Below are 18,233 nucleotides of genomic sequence, written 5' to 3'. Positions count from 1 at the left end.
CTGGAACCCTAGCGTCCCGCGGTGACAGCACGCCGTTCAGCCCGCACTCAGGAAGCACTCAGCGCGCGGACAGCCGCCGTCCAGCGGTCACTCGGATGGTGTTCCGACTCTCGGAGGGGTCCCAGGATTCCCGGGGGCGGCCGACGGCCGCGCGGCGGCTCAGCTCTCGGTGACCTCGAACTTCCCGTTCTGCACGGTCACCTGGTAGGAGGGCAGCGACTCGGGCGCCGGGCCGGCCACCACCGAGCCGTCCTCGATCTTGAACTGGCTGCCGTGGCAGGGGCACATGATCAGGCCGTTCTTCACCTGGCCCACCGTGCAGCCCGCGTGGGTGCAGGTGGCACTGAACGCCTTGTACTGGCCGGCGGTCGGCTGGGTGACCACGATCTTCTGGTCGGAGTAGATCTTGCCGCCGCCGACCGGGACGTCCGCCACCGCGCCGACCTCGACCGCGTTGTCGGCGGAGGACGAGGACTTGGCGGTGGAGTTGCCGGAGCAGCCCGCCACGGTCAGCGCGGTGCCCCCGGCGAGGACGGCGGCGCCGCAGCAGAGCAGCGTGCGGCGGCTGGTGGCGGGGGTCTGGGCTGCCTCGGTCATCGGTGGCGCTCCCTGCGGACGGCTCGGCTTGGTCGGCTCCGCAGTCTAGCCGCGCCCGATGAGGACACCGGGCCGCTCACCCTCGGCGCGCGAGGGAGCACGACCCGGCGCCCGCGACTACTTGCGCGCCGCGGCCCGCTTGCGCGGGGTACGCGGGGCCGGGACGGCCGCGTCGCTGATCCGCTCGCCCAGGATGTCCCGCAGGAACTTGCCGGTGTGGCTGGCGGTGATCCCGGCGATCTCCTCCGGCGTGCCCTCGGCGATCACCGTGCCGCCGCCGCTGCCGCCCTCGGGGCCCATGTCCACGACCCAGTCCGCGGTCTTGATCACGTCGAGGTTGTGCTCGATGACGATCACCGTGTTGCCCTTCTCCACCAGGCCGGAGAGCACCTTGATCAGCTTGCTGATGTCCTCGAAGTGCAGGCCGGTGGTGGGCTCGTCGAGCACGTAGACCGTCCGCCCGGTGGAGCGCTTCTGCAGCTCGGAGGCGAGCTTGACGCGCTGCGCCTCGCCGCCGGAGAGGGTCGGCGCGGGCTGGCCGAGCCGGACGTAGCCGAGGCCGACGTCGTTCAGCGTGCGCAGGTGGCGGGCGATCGCCGGGACGGCCTCGAAGAAGTGCAGCCCCTCCTCGATCGGCATGTCCAGCACCTCGGCGATGGACTTGCCCTTGTAGTGCACCTCCAGGGTCTCCCGGTTGTACCGCGCCCCGTGGCAGACCTCGCAGGGGACGTAGACGTCCGGCAGGAAGTTCATCTCGATCTTGATGGTGCCGTCGCCCGAACAGTTCTCGCAGCGGCCGCCCTTGACGTTGAAGGAGAACCGGCCGGGGAGGTAGCCGCGGACCTTCGCCTCGGTGGTCTCCGCGAAGAGCTTGCGGACGTGGTCGAAGACGCCGGTGTAGGTCGCCGGGTTGGAGCGCGGGGTCCGGCCGATCGGCGACTGGTCGACGTGCACCACCTTGTCCACCAGGTCCGTCCCGGTGATCCGGGTGTGCCGGCCGGGCACGCTGCGCGCCCCGTTCAGCTCGCGGGCGAGGTGGGTGTAGAGGATGTCGTTGACCAGGGTGGACTTGCCGGAGCCGGAGACACCGGTGATCGCGGTGAACGTCCCCAGCGGGAAGCCGACCGTGACGTCCCGCAGGTTGTGCTCGCGGGCGCCGTGCACCACGATCTGCCGCTTGCGGTCGCGCGGGCGACGCGCCTCGGGGATCGGGATCGAGCGCTTGCCGGAGAGGTACTGACCGGTCATCGACTCCTTGTTGCGGAGCAACTCCTCGAGCGAGCCGGAGTGCACCACCTTGCCGCCGTGCTCACCGGCGCCCGGGCCGATGTCGACCACCCAGTCGGCCATCTTGATGGTGTCCTCGTCGTGCTCCACGACGATCAGGGTGTTGCCGATGTCGCGGAGCCGGACCAGGGTCTCGATCAGCCGGTGGTTGTCGCGCTGGTGCAGGCCGATCGAGGGCTCGTCCAGCACGTAGAGCACGCCGACCAGGCCCGAGCCGATCTGGGTGGCCAGCCGGATCCGCTGCGCCTCGCCACCGGAGAGGGTGCCGGCCGCCCGGTTGAGCGAGAGGTAGTCCAGGCCGACGTCGACCAGGAACCGCAGCCGCTCGTTGACCTCCTTCAGCACCCGCTCGGCGATCTTCTTGTCCCGGGCCGTCAGCTTCATCGCACCCAGGAACTCGGCGCAGTCGCTGATCGACATCGCCGAGACCTCGGCGATCGAACGGCCCTGCACGGTGACCGCGAGCACCACCGGCTTGAGCCGGGTGCCCTCGCAGGCCGGGCAGGGCACCTCGCGCATGTAGCCCTCGAAGCGCTCGCGGCTGCTGTCGGTCTCCGCGTCGCCGTGCCGGCGCTGCACGAACGGGATCGCGCCCTCGAAACCGGTGATGTACGAACGCTCTCGCCCGTACCGGGTGCTGAAGCGGACCTCGACCTGCGCCTTGTGGCCGTACAGCAGCGCCTTGCGGGCCCGGGCCGGCAGCCCGCGCCACGGGATGTCGGTGCGGAAGCCCAACTCGCCGGCCAGCGCGCCGATCAGCCGACCGAAGTACTCCTTGCTGTGGCCGCCGGACCAGGGGTGGATGGCGCCCTCGTCGAGCGACTTCTCCTCGTCGGGGACGACGAGTTCGGGATCGACCTCCATCCGGCTGCCCAGGCCGGTGCAGTCCGGGCAGGCGCCGAAGGGCGAGTTGAAGGAGAACGAGCGCGGCTCCAACTCCTCGAAGGAGACGTCGTCGTAGGGGCAGTAGAGGTGCTCGGAGTACATCCGCTCGCGCTCCGGGTCGTCGTCCGGGAGGTCGACGAAGTCGAGCACCACCATGCCGCCGGAGAGCTTGAGCGCGGTCTCCACCGAGTCGGTCAGCCGGCGCTTGGCGCTCTCCTTGACCGTGAGGCGGTCGATGACCACCTCGATGGTGTGCTTCTCCTGCTTCTTGAGCTTGGGCGGCTCGGTCAGCTGGATGGTCTGGCCGTCCACCCGGGCGCGCGCGTAACCCTTGGACTGGAGGTCGGCGAAGAGGTCGACGAACTCGCCCTTGCGCTCGCGCGCCACCGGGCTGAGCACCTGGAAACGGGTGCCCTCGGCGAGCTCCAGCACCCGGTCGACGATCGCCTGCGGGGACTGCTTGGCGATCGGCCGGGAGCAGTGCGGGCAGTGCGGCTTGCCGATCCGGGCGAAGAGCAGCCGGAGGTAGTCGTAGACCTCGGTGATCGTCCCGACGGTGGAGCGCGGGTTGCGGTTGGTGGACTTCTGGTCGATCGAGACGGCCGGGGAGAGGCCCTCGATGAAGTCGACGTCCGGCTTGTCCATCTGGCCCAGGAACTGCCGGGCGTACGAGGACAGCGACTCGACGTAGCGGCGCTGGCCCTCGGCGAAGATGGTGTCGAAGGCCAGCGAGGACTTGCCGGACCCGGAGAGCCCCGTGAAGACGATCAGGGAGTCCCGGGGCAGGTCCAGCGAGATGTTCTTGAGGTTGTGCTCGCGAGCACCGCGGACGATGAGGCGGTCGGCCACTGCTACTGGCGCCTTTCTCCGGGATCGGACACTGGTCCAACGCGTGAGGTGGTGGGTTTTCTTCCAGTTTCGCCGACCAGCGTATAGCTCAGGCGTTCGATTATCGACCTTGTCCAGCCGGAACCACCCGAACGAGTGAGAGTCGCCGGAAATGGCCCTTCTCCGGGCTCCGCGCCAGGCTCCCGCACCACCCCGCGAAACCCGCTGCCAGCCCGTACCACCCGGCGATAGCCTGCGACTCGCGGCACACCGCCGCCCCGGGGTCCAACGAGCCCGCGCCACCCGGGCAACGCCCACGCACCCACTGGAGGCCCGTCCAATGACCGACCCGCAGCCCACCCCCGCCGAGCAGGCCGCCGCCGCGCTGAGCGCCGTCGCGGAGAGCACCGGCCACCTGCTGCACACGGTCGCCGAGCTGAACCCAGCGGCGCTCGTCGAGCCCTCCGGGCTGCCCGGCTGGACCCGCGGCCACGTGCTGGCGCATCTCGCCCGCAACGCCGACTCGCTGGTCAACCTGTTGGAGTCGGCCCGCACCGGCCGGGACATCCCGCAGTACGCGAGCGAGCAGGCCCGCGAGGACGGCATCCAGCAGGGCGCCGGCCGCCCGCTCCCCGAGCACCTCGCCGACCTGCGCGAGTCGGCCGGGCGGCTCGCCGAGGCCGCCGCCGCGCTGCCCGCCGAGGCCTGGGCCGCCACCCTCAGGCACCGGCACGGCTACACCTTCCCGGCCGCCGAGCTGCCCCTCAAGCGGCTCGGTGAACTGGAGTACCACCACGTCGACCTGGCCGCCGGCTACACCCCCGCGCACTGGCCGGCCGACTTCGCCGCCGCCGAGTTCGGCAAGCTCGCCACCATGTTCGCGAAGCTGGACGGCATCCCGGGCCTCGACCTGCTCGCCGAGGACACCGGCGAGCGCGCCCGGCTCGGCTCCGACACCTCCGAGCTGCGGGTCGAGGGCCCGGTCCGGGCGCTCACCGCCTGGCTCTCCGGCCGCTCGGACGGTGACGGCCTGCAGGTGCACCGCGACGGCGGCCCGCTGGCCGACCCGCGCTCCGCCCTGCCGACGCTTCCGCCGATGGGCTGACGGATCATGGAGGTGCCAACCCATCGGGAGTCGAACAGCGAGGAGTGATCCCTTGAGCTACCACGGATCGGTCAAGGTCGGCGGGCCGCCGGACGTGCGCGAACTCGCCCACCTGATCATCACCAAGGTCGCGGTCGGCCCGTTCGACAACAACGCCTACCTGCTGCGCTGCCGGGCCACCGACGAGCAGCTGCTGATCGACGCGGCGGCCGACGCGCCGGTCCTGCTGGAGACGGTCGGCCCGCAGCTGGCGACCGTGGTCACCACCCACCGGCACCACGACCACTGGGCCGCGCTGGCCGACGTGGTGGCCGCCACCGGCGCCCGGACGGCGGCCGGCCGGTACGACGCCGAGGGCATCGACGTGCCCACCGAGCTGCTGCTCTCCGACGGCGACCTGCTCCGGGTCGGCTCGGTCGACCTCACCGTGCGCCACCTGGTCGGCCACACCCCGGGCGCGATCGTGCTGGTCTACGACGACCCCGAGGGCCACCCGCACGTCTTCACCGGGGACTGCCTCTTCCCCGGCGGGGTGGGCAACACCTTCGGCAACCCGGAGAACTTCCGGACCCTCTACCGGGACGTCACCGAGAAGCTCTTCGACGTGCTCCCCGACGAGTCCTGGGTCTACCCGGGCCACGGCAAGGACACCACGCTGGGCGCCGAGCGCCCGCAGCTCGCCGAGTGGCGCGAGCGCGGCTGGTAGCGCACACCGGCGGGGCCGCCCGGGCGGCCCCGCCGGTGGTCAGGCCCCCACCCGCTCACCGGGCTGCCGCCGCGAGGCGACCAGGCTGGTGACCGTGGTGACCGCCAGCACCAGCACGATGAAGCCGAGCGAGACCGGGATCCCGATCTCCGGCACGTGCACCCCGCTCTCGTGCAGCGCGTGCAGCACCAGCTTCACGCCGATGAAGCCGAGGATCGCCGAGAGCCCGTAGGAGAGGTGGACCAGCCTCTTCAGCAGCCCGCCGATCAGGAAGTACAGCTGCCGCAGCCCCATCAGGGCGAAGGCGTTGGCGGTGAAGACCACGTACGGCTGCTGGGTGAGCCCGAAGATCGCCGGGATCGAGTCCAGTGCGAACAGCAGGTCGGTGGTGCCGATCGCCAGCATCACGATCAGCATCGGCGTCATCAGCCGCCGACCGTTCTGGCTGATCAGCAGCTTGGTGCCGTGGTAGCGGTCGGTGGAGGGGAAACGCCGCTCGATCGACCTGAGCAGCCGGTTCTCCTCGAACTCCTCGTCCTGGTGGTCCTCCCGGGCCTCCTTGATCAGCTTCCAGGCGGTCCACACCAGGAACGCGCCGAAGAAGTAGAAGACCCACGAGAAGGTGGTGACCAGGGCCGCGCCGCCGGCGATGAAGACCGCGCGGAGCACCAGGGCGATGATCACCCCGACCATCAGCACCCGCTGCTGGTAGATCCGCGGCACCGCGAACTTGCCCATGATCAGGATGAAGACGAAGAGGTTGTCGACGCTCAGCGACTTCTCGGTGACGTACCCGGCGAAGAACTCGCCGGCCGGCTGGGCACCGGAGTGCCACCAGAGGAAGCCGCCGAAGAGGAGTGCCAGCACCACCCAGACCGCGGTCCAGGCGCCGGCCTCCTTGAGCGAGACCTCGTGCGGCTTGCGGCCGCCGATGAAGAAGTCGGCGACGATCAGTGCGATCAGCACACCGATGGTGGTGACCCACATGGCAACGGAAACGTCCACGGAACTGCTCCTCCGGCGGTCGGCGGGAGATACGTCGGCTGCCGGAGGTCTCTTCCACCCGCACGGACCGTGCGGGCCAGTGGACCCGGATGACCACTCGGGCGGGTCATCGTGATGACGGGAACACTGTGCGGGGAATACTCCCCTCCGTTCTTCGAACGGTAACAGAACAGACCAAGAAACGGTAAAGAAGGTAAAGGACCCCTGGGCCGACCAGGTCAGAGGAAGGGCTCGATGGCGGGCAGCAGGTCCTGGAAGGTCCGGGCCCGGGCCGGGGCGCCGATCGCCTGCATGCCCCAGCCGCCCGCCGGGTCGCGGTACACCTTGGCCATGATCTGCCCGGTGTGCGCGCCGCCGCCGGCCAGCTCGTAACGGGCCAGCTCCAGCCCGCTGGTCTCGTCCACCAGCCGGCAGTGCGCGTCCAGCACCTCGGAGAAGGTCTGCCCGGTGTACGAGCTGACGGTGAAGACGACCTGGGTGATCTGCGCCGGGATCCGGGTCAGGTCCACCACGATCGACTCGTCGTCGCCGCCCGCGCCCGCGCCCCCGACCAGGTTGTCCCCGGTGTGCCGGACCGAGCCGTCCCGGCTCACCAGCTGCTGGAAGAAGACCACGTCGGACGGCGTGCGCTCGGCGTACAGCAGCGCCGAGGCGTCCAGGTCGATCTGCCGGGTACGGCTGCCGAACAGCCCGCGCTTGGGAGCCGCCCGCCAGCCGAGGCCCATCCGGACCAGACTCAACGTCTCCCCCGAGGCCTTGCGCAGGCTGACCTGCTGGCCCTTGGCCAGATTCACCGACACGGTGCTTCCCCTCTGTTCGTCCCGCACACACACGACGCGCACGGACCACGGTTCGGTTCACCCCGGTGCCGTCCCCCGGCTGAGGCCCCCCTGTACTTGCCGGCGCGCCGGCCGTCCCGGCGTCCCCGCAGGCCAACCCTAGGGCCTGCGGGGACGGCCCGACCAGGGGAGCCCCCGTCTCACCGCCCCGGAGTCAGGCGATTCCGGCCTCGCGCATCTGCCGCAGCTCCTTCTTCAACTCCCCAACCTCGTCACGCAACCTGGCGGCCACCTCGAACTGCAGCTCCGCCGCGGCGGCGTGCATCCGCTCGGTCAACTGCTGGATCAGGTCGGCGAGTTCGGCGGCCGGACGGCTCTTGGCCGGCTTCCGGTCGGCGCCGAGGGCCGGCACCGTCGGCTTGGCTCTGCCCTTGCCGGTGTCCCGGTAGCCGGTGGCCAGCAGCTCCTCGGTGTCGATCTCCTCCCGGGCCAGGGTGTCCAGGATGTCGCCGATCTTCTTGCGCAGCGGCTGCGGGTCGATGCCGTGCTTCTCGTTGTAGGCCTGCTGGACGGCCCGGCGGCGGTTGGTCTCCTCGATCGCCTTCTCCATCGCGGGCGTGATCCGGTCGGCGTACATGTGCACCTGGCCGGAGACGTTGCGGGCGGCGCGGCCGATGGTCTGGATCAGCGAGGTTCCCGAGCGGAGGAAGCCCTCCTTGTCGGCGTCCAGGATCGCGACCAGCGAGACCTCCGGCAGGTCCAGGCCCTCCCGCAGCAGGTTGATGCCGACCAGCACGTCGTACTTCCCGGCCCGCAGCTCGCGCAGCAGCTCGACCCGGCGCAGCGTGTCGATGTCGCTGTGCAGGTAGCGGACCCGGATGTCCAGGCCGAGCAGGTAGTCGGTGAGGTCCTCGGACATCTTCTTGGTGAGCGTGGTGACCAGCACCCGCTCGTCCCGCTCGACCCGCTGGCGCACCTCGTGCACCAGGTCGTCGATCTGACCCTCGGTCGGCTTGACGATCACCTCCGGGTCGATCAGGCCGGTCGGGCGGATGATCTGCTCGACCTGGCCGTCACCGCGGGAGAGTTCGTACGGGCCGGGGGTGGCCGAGAGGTAGACCGTCTGCCCGACCCGCCCCAGGAACTCCTCCCACTTCAGCGGGCGGTTGTCCATCGCCGAGGGCAGCCGGAAGCCGTGCTCGACCAGGGTGCGCTTGCGCGAGGCGTCACCCTCGTACATCGCGCCGATCTGCGGGACCGTCACGTGCGACTCGTCGATGACCAGGAGGAAGTCCTCCGGGAAGTAGTCGAGCAGGGTGTTCGGCGCGGTGCCGGGTTCGCGGCCGTCGAAGTGCATCGAGTAGTTCTCGACGCCGGAGCAGCTGCCGATCTGCCGGAGCATCTCGATGTCGTAGGTGGTGCGCATCCGCAGCCGCTGGGCCTCCAGCAGCTTGCCCTGCTTCTCCAGGACGGCCAGCCGCTCGCCCAGCTCCCGCTCGATCCCGTTGACCGCGCGCTCCATCCGCTCCGGACCGGCGACGTAGTGCGAGGCGGGGAAGACGTAGACCGAGTCGTCCTGGCTGATGATCTCACCGGTGAGCGGGTGCAGGGTGTAGAGCGCCTCGATCTCGTCGCCGAACATCTCGATCCGGACGGCCAGCTCCTCGTAGACCGGGAAGATCTCCACGGTGTCGCCGCGGACCCGGAAGGTGCCGCGGCTGAACGCCACGTCGTTGCGGGTGTACTGGATGTCGACGAAACGGCGCAGCAGCTGGTCCCGGTCGATCTCCTCGCCGACCTTGAGCGGGACCATCCGGTCCACGTACTCCTGCGGGGTGCCCAGGCCGTAGATGCAGGAGACCGAGGCGACCACGATCACGTCCCGCCGGGTGAGCAGCGAGTTGGTGGCCGAGTGGCGCAGCCGCTCGACCTCCTCGTTGATCGAGGAGTCCTTCTCGATGTAGGTGTCCGTCTGCGGGACGTAGGCCTCGGGCTGGTAGTAGTCGTAGTACGAGACGAAGTACTCGACCGCGTTGTTGGGGAGCAGCTCGCGGAACTCGTTGGCCAGCTGGGCGGCCAGGGTCTTGTTCGGCGCCATCACCAGGGTGGGCCGCTGGAGCTTCTCGATCATCCAGGCGGTGGTCGCCGACTTGCCGGTGCCGGTGGCGCCGAGCAGGACGACGTCCTTCTCGCCCGCGCGGATCCGGCGCTCCAGCTCGGCGATGGCCGCCGGCTGGTCGCCGTTCGGCTGGTAGGGGCTGACGACCTCGAAGGGCGCCACGGTCCGCTCAATGCTCGTGATGGGTCGCACGTGTCCACCGTACGACCCGCCGCCGACAATCCGGGGCGCTTCTCGCCGGCCCCGGCCGGGCCCCTACCGGGGAGCCGAGTCCCGGGCCAGCGCGACCAGCCGGGAGACCGCCCGCAGGTACTTCTTGCGGTAACCGCCGCGCAGCATCTCCTCCGAGAACACCTGGTCGAACGGGATCCCGGAGGCGGTGATCGGCAGCTCGCGGTCGTACATCCGGTCGGCCAGCACCACCAGGCGCAGCGCGGTGGACTGGTCCTCCACCGGGCGCACCCCGCGCAGGAAGACCCCCTGCACGTCGTCCAGCAGCGCGCCGTACCGGCTGGGGTGGACCGCCGAGAGGTGGCCCAGCAGGTCGTCGAACGAGTCCAGCGAGGCACCCGGGGTGCGGGCGGCGCCGGCCTCCACCGCCTCGTCGGAGTAGGGCGGCGGGGCGGCGGGCAGGCCGCGGTGGCGGTAGTCCTGGCCGTCGATGCGCAGCGGGCGGAAGTGCGCCGAGAGCCCCTGGATCTCGCGCAGGAAGTCGGCGGCCGCGAACCGGCCCTCGCCGAGCTTCTCCGGCAGGGTGTTGGAGGTGGCGGCCAGCTTGACCCCGGCCTCGACCAGCCGGCCGAGCAGGGTGGAGACCAGCACGGTGTCGCCCGGGTCGTCCAGCTCGAACTCGTCGATGCAGAGCAGCTTGTGCCCGGACAGCGTCTGCACGGCCTGCTGGAAGCCCAGCGCGCCGACCAGGTTGGTCAGCTCGACGAAGGTGCCGAAGGCCTTCGGCCCGGGCGCCGCGTGCCAGAGCGAGGCCAGCAGGTGGGTCTTGCCGACGCCGTAACCGCCGTCCAGGTAGATCCCGGCCGGGCCGGCCGGCGCCGGGGCGGACCGGCGGAACCAGCCCCGCCTGGGTGCCTCGGCGGCGTTCAGGCCGGCCGCGAACTCCTCCAGCACCCGGACCGCCTCGTACTGGCTCGGCTGCGCGCTGTCCGGGATGTAGGTGCCGAAGCCGACCCCCGCGAAACGCGGTGGCGGGACCATCTCGGCGACCAGCCGCTCGGCCGGTACCACCGGACGACGGGCGGTGAGCGCCACCGGGGTGGCCGTGGCTATGGCATCGGGGTGGGAGGCTGCGGGCACGGTAGTAAAGGGTACGCGCCGTGGCAGACTCGCCCGCATGCGCCAGCTGATCTCTCCGTCACACTCCGCCGACCCCGACCCCGCCTCGCTCGCGGCGCTCGCCGAGACCTACGCCTACCCCGCGCAGGTGAACTCGGGCCGCGCCTGGTTGCGGGCCAACATGGTGGCCGGACTGGACGGCGCGGCACGGCTGGCCGGGCTCTCCGAGGGGCTCTCCGGCGCGGCCGACAAGCGGATCTTCGGGGTGCTGCGGGCGCTCAGCGACGTGGTGCTGGTCGGGGCCGAGACGGTCCGAGCCGAGGGCTACCGGCCGGCCCGGGCCCGCGCCGAGTTCGCCGCGGCCCGGCGGGCCGCCGACCAGGCGCCCGCGCCGGCGATCGCGGTGGTCAGCCGCAGTCTGCGGCTCGACCTGGACGCACCGCTGTTCACCTCCCCCGTGGTGCGGACGGTGGTGATCACCACCGAGGACGCCCCCGCCGAGGCCCGGGCGGCGGTGGCCGAGCTGGCCGACGTGATCGCGGTGGGCCGCGGCTCGGTGGACCTGCCCGCCGCGGTCGCCGCGTTGACCGCGCGCGGCTGGACCCGGCAGCTGACCGAGGGCGGCCCGCGGCTGCTCGGCTCGCTGGCCGACGAGGGCCTGCTGGACGAGCTCTGCCTGTCGCTCGCGCCGCTGCTCACCGGCGGTGACGCGCCCCGGATCGTGACCGGCCCGGAACCGGCCCGGGCACAGCGGATGCGGCTGGTCTCGCTGATCGAGGAGAAAGGTTTCCTCTTCACCCGCTACTGCCGCGCCGAGGAGTAGCCGGCGGCGGGCGTCAGCGGCGGCCGGCGGCTCACTCCCCGGTGGCCCGTGTGCTCCGTGCGCCGCGTGAGGAAAGCTTCCTCCGGGCACTATGGGAGGGGACACCGGACCCCGGGGGCCTGCGACACGGAAGGGACTCTTGTGTTCAAGACCGTACTGATGATCGAAAAGGCGCTCTCCGAGGCGGATGTGGAGCTGGTGACCACCCTCCACGGCGACGAGAAGGTCTCCTTCGTCGTCCTGATGCAACCCCGCGGCAAGCAGGACGAGCTGCTCCGCGCCCTCGACGACGTGGCCCTCGGGCACCTCGACAAGGCGGTGCACGAGCGCGAGGAGCCCGGTCCGACCGTCGCCGGCGAGTCACTCGAACACAGCCTGCGCCACCTGCGGGAGGCCGGTGCCGAGGCGGTCGGCAGAGTGGTCGAGGACCACCCCCTGGACAGCCTGCGCGCGGTGGTCGAGGAGACCGGCGCCGACGAGGTGCTGGTGCTCACCGCGCCGCACTTCGTGGAGGAGTTCTTCCACCGCGACTGGGCCTCGCAGGCCCGGCACAAGGTCGGCGTCCCGGTGCTCAAACTGTTCGCCAGCGAGGCCTGAGACCGCCACCGGGCGGCGCGGGCCCCCCTCCCGCGTGGTGCAGAATCGTCCTTGCGGCCGGCCGGTCCGAACCGCCCGCGAGGACGATTCCCACCTTCACTACGGAGAGCTCCCTTGAACGACTCCGCCCACGACCTGCACGCCCCGCACTTCGTCGGCATCGGCGGGGCCGGCATGTCCGGCCTCGCGAAGATCCTGGCGGTGCGCGGGGCCCGGGTGTCCGGGAGCGACTCCAAGGAGTCCGAGACCGTGCTGGCGCTGCGCGAGCTGGGCGCGACCGTCCAGGTCGGCCACGCCGCCTCGAACGTGCCGGACGGCACCAGCAGCCTGGTGGTCTCCAGCGCCATCCGCGAGGACAACCCGGAACTCGCCGCCGCCCGCGAGCGCGGCATCCCGGTGGTGCACCGCTCGGACGCGCTGGCGGCGCTGATGGGCAGCCGGCGGGCGCTCGCGGTGGCCGGCACCCACGGCAAGACCACCACCACCAGCATGCTCGCGGTCAGCCTGGCCGCGCTCGGCCTGGACCCGTCCTACGCGATCGGCGGCGACCTCGACGCCCCCGGCAGCAACGCGCACCACGGCACCGGCGAGATCTTCGTGGCGGAGGCGGACGAGAGCGACCGCAGCTTCCACAAGTACGCCCCCGAGGTGGCGATCATCCTCAACGTGGAGCTCGACCACCACGCCAACTACGCGTCGATGGAGGAGATCTACGAGTCGTTCGAGACCTTCGTCGGCCGGATCCAGCCCGGCGGCACCCTGGTGGTCTCCGCCGACCACCCCGGCGCCCGCGAGCTGACCGCCCGGGTGGCCGGCCGGGACGGCCTGCGGGTGGTCACCGTCGGCGCGGCCGAGGACGCCACCGTGCGGGTCCGCTCGGTCGTCGCGCACGGCATGACCAGCGAGGTCACCGTCGAACTGGACGGCGCCGAGCTGATCTTCACGGTCTCGGTGCCCGGACGGCACTACGCGCACAACGCGGTGGCGGCGCTGGCCGCCGGCGTCGCGCTGGGCGTGCCGGCGGAGGAGCTGGCCAAGGCGCTCGGCAGCTACACCGGCGTGCGGCGCCGGCTCCAGCTCAAGGGCGAGGCGGCCGGCGTCCAGGTGATCGACTCCTACGCGCACCACCCCACCGAGATGACCGCCGACCTGGAGGCGATCCGCGAGGCCGCCGGGCCCGGCCGGGTGCTGGTGGTCTTCCAGCCGCACCTGTTCAGCCGGACCCAGCAGCTCGCCGAGGAGATGGGCCAGGCGCTGGCGCTGGCCGACGCCTCGGTGGTGCTCGACATCTACCCGGCCCGCGAGGACCCGATCCCCGGCGTCACCAGCGAGCTGATCATCGAGGCGGCCCGCCGGGCCGGCGCCGAGGTGACCGCCGGGCACGACTTCGCCACCGCCCCCGCGCTGCTGGCCGACCTGGCCCGGCCCGGTGACCTGCTGCTCACCATGGGTGCCGGGGACGTGACCAACCTCGGCCCGGAAATCCTGGAGCGGCTCGCCGGCGTTGCGGTCCGGTGAGGGCCAGGGCGGCCCGGAGGAGGGCGAGATGAGCTACGAGATCGAGAAGACCGAGGCCGAGTGGCGGGCCGAGCTGAGCCCCGAGGAGTACCACGTGCTCCGTGAGGCCGGCACCGAGCGGCCGTTCGTCGGCGAGTACACCGACACCAGGACCGTCGGCGTCTACAGCTGCCGGGCCTGCGGCAACGAACTGTTCAGCTCGGAGGCCAAGTTCGACAGCCACTGCGGTTGGCCGTCGTACTACACGCCGCTGGCCGAGGACCGGGTCGAGTACCTGGAGGACGAGACGCTCGGCATGCGCCGGGTCGAGGTGCGCTGCGCCCGCTGCGGCGGCCACCTCGGGCACGTCTTCGAGGGCGAGGGCTACCCGACCCCGACCGACCAGCGGTACTGCATCAACAGCATCTCGCTCACCCTGCGGCCGGCCGACTGACCGGTCGCGTTCACGGTTCGGGTCCCGTTCACGGTTCGGGTCGCGGTCACGATTCGGTATCGCGCACCCGGATTGCGTTCCGCGCGCCGAGCCGGGCGGTCTACAACAAGCCCTATGTGGCTCGTCTTCCTGGTCCCGGCCTGCGTGGTGGCCGTCCTCTCCTGCCTGCGTCTGGTCCGCGCCGCCGCTGCCGCGGACGCGCTGAGCGGGCTGGAGGTCGAGCCGCCCGCCGAGGCGGTCGGGATCGGGCTGTACGAGACGGCGTACCTGGCCGGCGGACCGGAGCGGGTGGTCGACCTGGCGCTGGTGCTGATGTCCGGGCGCGGCCGGCTGCACCTGGCGCACACCGGCTGGACCACCGTGGTCGACCCGCAGGGCCGCAGCCGGCTGGAGCGGGCGCTGATCGCCACGATCGGACCGGAGGGGCAGCGCCGGACGGCCGAGCTGCGCGCGGAGCTGGCCGGTCACCCGACCGTGGTGGACATCGGCGCCCGGCTGGCGATGGCCGGGCTGGCCACCCCGGCGCCGGTCCGGGAGAGCACCGTGCTGGCGGTCCGGCAGGTCCGGCAGGCGCTGCTGCTCTCGGTGGTGATGGTGGTCGCGGCGATGAGCCTGGCCGGGCCGGACCAGGCCGACCTGGCCAGCGCGCTGGCCTGGTTCTCGTTGCCGCTGATCCTCACCACCGGGACGCTGCTGATGGCCCGGGTGGACGTGCGCCCCTACACCCGGTGGGCCTCGCCGGCCGGTCAGGAGGTGCTCGGCTCGGTCCGGCTGCCGCGCCCGGGCGACGGGCCGGACGAGTCGGCGCGGGCCGAGAAGCGGCTGCTCACCGCGGTGGCGATGGGCGGTCCTGACGCCGTGCCGGACCCCCGGCTGCGGGCCGCGCTGCGCCCGCTGCGCCGCGGTCCCGCCGACCTGTAGAAGCCGGCGGGCCCGCGCTCGCCCTCGGTCAGACCAGGCCGTTCAGCAGCTCGGCGACCGGCTTGCGGCGACCGGTGAAGAACGGCACCTCCTCGCGGACGTGCAGCCGGGCCCGGGACGGGCGCAGGTCGCGCATCAGGTCCACGATCCGGTGCAGCTCGTCCGCCTCGAAGGCGAGCAGCCACTCGTAGTCGCCCAGCGCGAACGAGGCGACCGTGTTGGCCCGCACGTCCGGGTAGCCGCGGGCCATCTGCCCGTGCTCGGCGAGCATCGCCCGGCGCTCCTCGTCGGGCAGCAGGTACCACTCGTAGGAGCGCACGAACGGGTAGACGCAGACGTACTCGCGGGCCCGCTCGTCGGCCAGGAAGGCCGGGATGTGCGACTTGTTGAACTCGGCCGGGCGGTGCAGCGCCATGTTCGACCAGACCGGCTCCAGGTGGCGGCCCAGACCGGTGCGGCGGAACCGGTTGTAGGCCTCCTGCAGGTCGTCGGAGTCGGCGGCGTGCCACCAGACCATCAGGTCGGCGTCGGCGCGCAACGCGGAGACGTCGTAGGTGCCGCGGACCGTGACGTCCTTGGCCGCCAGCTGCTCGAAGAGCGCGTCGACCTCGGCGGCGAGCGCGGTGCGGTCCTCGGGCAGCGCGTCCTTCAGCCGGAAGACCGACCACATGGTGTAGCGGATGACCTGGTTGAGGTCGCGGGCCTTCTTCTTCGGCGTCTGCTCGGTGCTCTCAGTCATGCCCTCATTGTCCCTTCGGTGCGGTCTGCCCCGTTCGGCGGGGTCAGCAGGTCCTCGACGGCGCGGCGGGCGCTCGCGACGCAGGCCGGGATGCCCACGCCGTCGTAGGCGGCCCCGGCCAGCGCCAGGCCGCCCAGCCCGGCCGCCGCCGCACGGATCCGGGCCACCCGGGCCAGGTGGCCCACGGGGTACTGCGGCAGCCCGGTCGGCCAGCGGGTCACCGCGGTGTCGTACGGCTGAGCGGTCAGGCCGACCGCCTCGCGCAGGTCGGCCAGCGAACGGGCCACCAGCTCCTGGTCCGACAGCCGCAGCGCGGCCTCCTCGCGGTGCCGGCCGAGCGAGGTGCGCAGCAGGAACGCGTCCGGGGCCGAACGCGCCAGCCAGCCCCACTTGTTGGAGGAGAAGGTGGAGGCCTTGATGGACCGGCCGTCCACCGGCGGCACCAGGAAGCCGCTGCCGGTCAGGGGCTCGGCCAGCTCGGCGCGCCGGAAGGCCAGGGTGACCAACGCGGTGCCGGCGTACTCGATCCCGGCCAGCTCGGCCGCGGCGCCCGGGGCGGTCGTGGCGAGCAGCCGGGCCGCGGCGGGGGCGGGGACGGCGAGCAGCACCGCGTCCGGGGTCAGCGTCCGCTCCGGGGTGCGGACCAGCCAGCCCCCGGGGGTGCGGCGCAGCTCCTCGACCGGCTCACCGGTGGACAGCTCGGCGCCGGCCTTCCGGCAGGCCCCGGCGACCGCGAGCGGCAGTGTGCCGATGCCGCCGCGCAGGCCCTGGAAGACCGGGGCCGGGCTGGGCGTGCGGGGCAGCAGCCGGTCCACCCCGGCCACCAGCGAGCCGCCGCCCTGCGCGATCGGCAGCAGCTGCGGGACGGCGGCGCGCAGTGAGATCTCCTCGGCGCGGCCCGCGTAGACGCCGCCGAGCAGCGGTTCGACCAGCCGCTCCAGCACCTCGTGGCCGAGCCGGTCGGCGACCAGCCGGCCGATCGCGATGTCCTCGCCGACCTCGACCGGTTGCTCGGCGGCGGTGCGCCGCAGCCCCTCGGCGCTGAGCACCCCGGACTCCGCCAGCAGCGCCAGGTCCCCGGGGACGCCCATCAACTGACGGCCGGGCAGCGGGCGCAGCCCGTCCCGGGTCCACACCGAGGCCTTGGCGGTGGCGGGCGGTTCCAGGACGTCGGCCAGGCCGACGTTCCGCGCGAGCTCGACGGCCTCCGGGCGACGGGCCAGCATCGACTCGGCCCCGAGGTCCACCTGGACCCCGCCCACCTCGCCGACCCGCAGCTTCCCGCCGAGCCGCTCCCCCGCCTCCAGCAGCGTCACTGCGGCCCGGGCCGGCCCGCCGGCCGCCCCACTGAGGAAGGCGGCCGCGGCGAGCCCGGCGATGCCGCCACCGATCACGACTACGTGCGGGAGAGGTTCTGACATGCCCCGCAGTCTCGCAGAACTCACAACCACGACCGGCCCGGGGCCGGGTTCAGCGGGCGGTGGCCTCGTGGACGAAGGCGACCAGGCGGGTCAGCGCGTCCGGGTCCATGCTGGGCAGCACGCCGTGGCCGAGGTTGAAGATGTGCCCGCTGTCGCCGATCGCGGAGGCCGCGTGCAGCACCTCGCGGGCCTTGGTCTCCACCACGTGGGTCGGCGCGAAGAGCACCGCCGGGTCGAGGTTGCCCTGCAGCGCCTTCTCCGGGCCGACCCGGAGGGCGGCCTCGTTCAGCGGCACCCGCCAGTCGACTCCGACCACGTCGGCGCCGGCCCGGCCCATCAGCCCGAGCAGCTCGCCGGTGCCGACCCCGAAGTGGATCCGCGGCACGCCGTACTCGGCGACCGCCGAGAAGACCTTGGTGCTGGCCGGCATGACCGAGCGCCGGTAGTCGTCCGGCGCCAGCGAGCCGACCCAGGAGTCGAAGAGCTGGACGGCCGAGACGCCCGCCTCGATCTGCACCTTGAGGAACCCGGCGGTGATGTCCGCGAGCCGGTCCACCAGCTCGGCCCAGAGCTCGGGCTCGCCGTACATCATGGCCTTGGTCCGCTCGTGGTTCTTCGACGGACCGCCCTCGACCAGGTAGCTGGCCAGCGTGTACGGCGCGCCGGCGAAGCCGATCAGCGGGGTCTCGCCCAGCTCGTCGACCAGCAGCCCGACCGCCTCGGTGACGTACGGGACGTCGTCCGGCTCCAGCGCGCGCAGCCGCCGCAGGTCGGCCTTGGTACGGATCGGGTCGGCGATCACCGGGCCGATGCCCGGCTTGATGTCGACGTCGATCCCGACCGCCTTGAGCGGCACCACGATGTCGCTGAAGAAGATCGCCGCGTCCACCTTGTGCCGGCGGACCGGCTGCAGGGTGATCTCCTTGACCAGCTCCGGCCGCATGCACGAGTCGAGCATCGGAATGCCCTCGCGGACCTTCAGGTACTCGGGCAGCGAACGGCCCGCCTGCCGCATGAACCACACCGGGGTGTGCGGAACCGGCTCGCGCCGGCAGGCGCGCAGGAACGCGGAGTCGTACGCGGCGCCGCGCCGCGGGGAGGTCTGGGCGGCGGGCTGGCGGCCGGACGGGGCTGCGGAAGTGTCACTCACGGGGCCATCCTGCCACGCGTTTCCGGGCCG

The 18,233-nt window shown here is 72.2% G+C and carries 16 protein-coding genes; 7 read left to right on the top strand and 9 right to left on the bottom strand.

Features of this window, described 5'->3' with window-relative positions; all coding sequences use genetic code 11:
* Positions 1–159: 159 nt before the first annotated feature.
* Positions 160–597, bottom strand: a complete 438-nt coding sequence (locus tag ACIGXM_RS13235; RefSeq protein ID WP_396560098.1) for a Rieske (2Fe-2S) protein — start codon at positions 595–597, stop codon at positions 160–162.
* A gap of 117 nt (positions 598–714) precedes the next feature.
* Entirely contained in the window at positions 715–3,618 is a 2,904-nt protein-coding gene (gene uvrA, locus ACIGXM_RS13230; protein WP_396560096.1) for an excinuclease ABC subunit UvrA, read from the bottom strand.
* A 319-nt stretch (positions 3,619–3,937) separates the two neighbouring features.
* Between uvrA and ACIGXM_RS13225 the strand changes: the two genes are divergently transcribed.
* Positions 3,938–4,702, top strand: a complete 765-nt coding sequence (locus ACIGXM_RS13225; RefSeq protein WP_396560094.1) for a maleylpyruvate isomerase family mycothiol-dependent enzyme — start codon at positions 3,938–3,940, stop codon at positions 4,700–4,702.
* Between the two features lie 52 nt (positions 4,703–4,754).
* The gene (locus tag ACIGXM_RS13220; RefSeq protein WP_396560092.1) at positions 4,755–5,408 is read left to right on the top strand and encodes an MBL fold metallo-hydrolase; all 654 of its coding nucleotides are present in this window, start codon (positions 4,755–4,757) and stop codon (positions 5,406–5,408) included.
* Positions 5,409–5,447: 39 nt separating this feature from the next.
* Here ACIGXM_RS13220 and ACIGXM_RS13215 read toward each other — a convergent pair whose 3' ends face one another.
* From ACIGXM_RS13215 to zapE, 4 genes are all read right to left on the bottom strand, one after another.
* Positions 5,448–6,413, bottom strand: a complete 966-nt coding sequence (locus ACIGXM_RS13215; RefSeq protein ID WP_396560090.1) for a TerC family protein — start codon at positions 6,411–6,413, stop codon at positions 5,448–5,450.
* 218 nt (positions 6,414–6,631) lie between these two features.
* Positions 6,632–7,213, bottom strand: a complete 582-nt coding sequence (locus ACIGXM_RS13210) for a TerD family protein (RefSeq protein ID WP_396560088.1) — start codon at positions 7,211–7,213, stop codon at positions 6,632–6,634.
* A 193-nt stretch (positions 7,214–7,406) separates the two neighbouring features.
* Entirely contained in the window at positions 7,407–9,503 is a 2,097-nt protein-coding gene (uvrB, locus tag ACIGXM_RS13205) for an excinuclease ABC subunit UvrB (RefSeq protein ID WP_396560086.1), read from the bottom strand.
* Between the two features lie 63 nt (positions 9,504–9,566).
* The gene (gene zapE / locus ACIGXM_RS13200) at positions 9,567–10,523 is read right to left on the bottom strand and encodes a cell division protein ZapE (protein ID WP_396560695.1); all 957 of its coding nucleotides are present in this window, start codon (positions 10,521–10,523) and stop codon (positions 9,567–9,569) included.
* Positions 10,524–10,659: 136 nt separating this feature from the next.
* On the opposite strand from zapE, the gene ACIGXM_RS13195 reads away from it, so the two are divergent.
* From ACIGXM_RS13195 to ACIGXM_RS13175, 5 genes are all read left to right on the top strand, one after another.
* Positions 10,660–11,424 carry a pyrimidine reductase family protein gene (locus ACIGXM_RS13195; RefSeq protein WP_396560084.1) on the top strand — a complete coding sequence of 255 codons (765 nt, stop codon included), beginning with the start codon at positions 10,660–10,662 and terminating at the stop codon, positions 11,422–11,424.
* A gap of 159 nt (positions 11,425–11,583) precedes the next feature.
* A complete protein-coding gene (locus ACIGXM_RS13190; protein ID WP_396560694.1) occupies positions 11,584–12,021 on the top strand; it encodes an indole-3-glycerol phosphate synthase in 438 nt (145 codons plus the stop codon).
* 135 nt (positions 12,022–12,156) lie between these two features.
* Complete coding sequence (murC, locus tag ACIGXM_RS13185; RefSeq protein ID WP_396560692.1) at positions 12,157–13,539, top strand: UDP-N-acetylmuramate--L-alanine ligase; 1,383 nt, start codon at positions 12,157–12,159, stop codon at positions 13,537–13,539.
* Positions 13,540–13,567: 28 nt separating this feature from the next.
* Entirely contained in the window at positions 13,568–13,972 is a 405-nt protein-coding gene (msrB, locus tag ACIGXM_RS13180) for a peptide-methionine (R)-S-oxide reductase MsrB (protein ID WP_396560082.1), read from the top strand.
* A 114-nt stretch (positions 13,973–14,086) separates the two neighbouring features.
* Entirely contained in the window at positions 14,087–14,893 is an 807-nt protein-coding gene (locus ACIGXM_RS13175; protein ID WP_396560080.1) for a TIGR04222 domain-containing membrane protein, read from the top strand.
* A 28-nt stretch (positions 14,894–14,921) separates the two neighbouring features.
* On the opposite strand, the gene hemQ is transcribed toward ACIGXM_RS13175, so the two are convergent.
* The 3 genes from hemQ to hemE are packed head-to-tail and all read right to left on the bottom strand — an operon-like array spanning position 14,922 to position 18,116.
* Positions 14,922–15,632: a hydrogen peroxide-dependent heme synthase gene (gene hemQ / locus ACIGXM_RS13170; RefSeq protein WP_396560078.1), complete on the bottom strand. Its 711-nt coding sequence runs from the start codon at positions 15,630–15,632 to the stop codon at positions 14,922–14,924.
* The gene (gene hemG, locus ACIGXM_RS13165) at positions 15,629–17,053 is read right to left on the bottom strand and encodes a protoporphyrinogen oxidase (protein ID WP_396560077.1); all 1,425 of its coding nucleotides are present in this window, start codon (positions 17,051–17,053) and stop codon (positions 15,629–15,631) included. The genes hemQ and hemG overlap by 4 nt, the downstream gene beginning before the upstream one ends.
* A gap of 49 nt (positions 17,054–17,102) precedes the next feature.
* Positions 17,103–18,116 (bottom strand): uroporphyrinogen decarboxylase, encoded by a 1,014-nt coding sequence (gene hemE / locus ACIGXM_RS13160; RefSeq protein WP_396560690.1) that lies wholly within the window; start codon positions 18,114–18,116, stop codon positions 17,103–17,105.
* Positions 18,117–18,233: the final 117 nt, after the last annotated feature.

Source organism: Kitasatospora sp. NPDC052896, assembly GCF_044547075.1.
Classification (GTDB): Bacteria; Actinomycetota; Actinomycetes; order Streptomycetales; family Streptomycetaceae; genus Kitasatospora.
The sequence above is the reverse complement of the archived record's forward strand: the minus strand, read 5'-3'. Positions and strand labels throughout refer to the sequence as shown.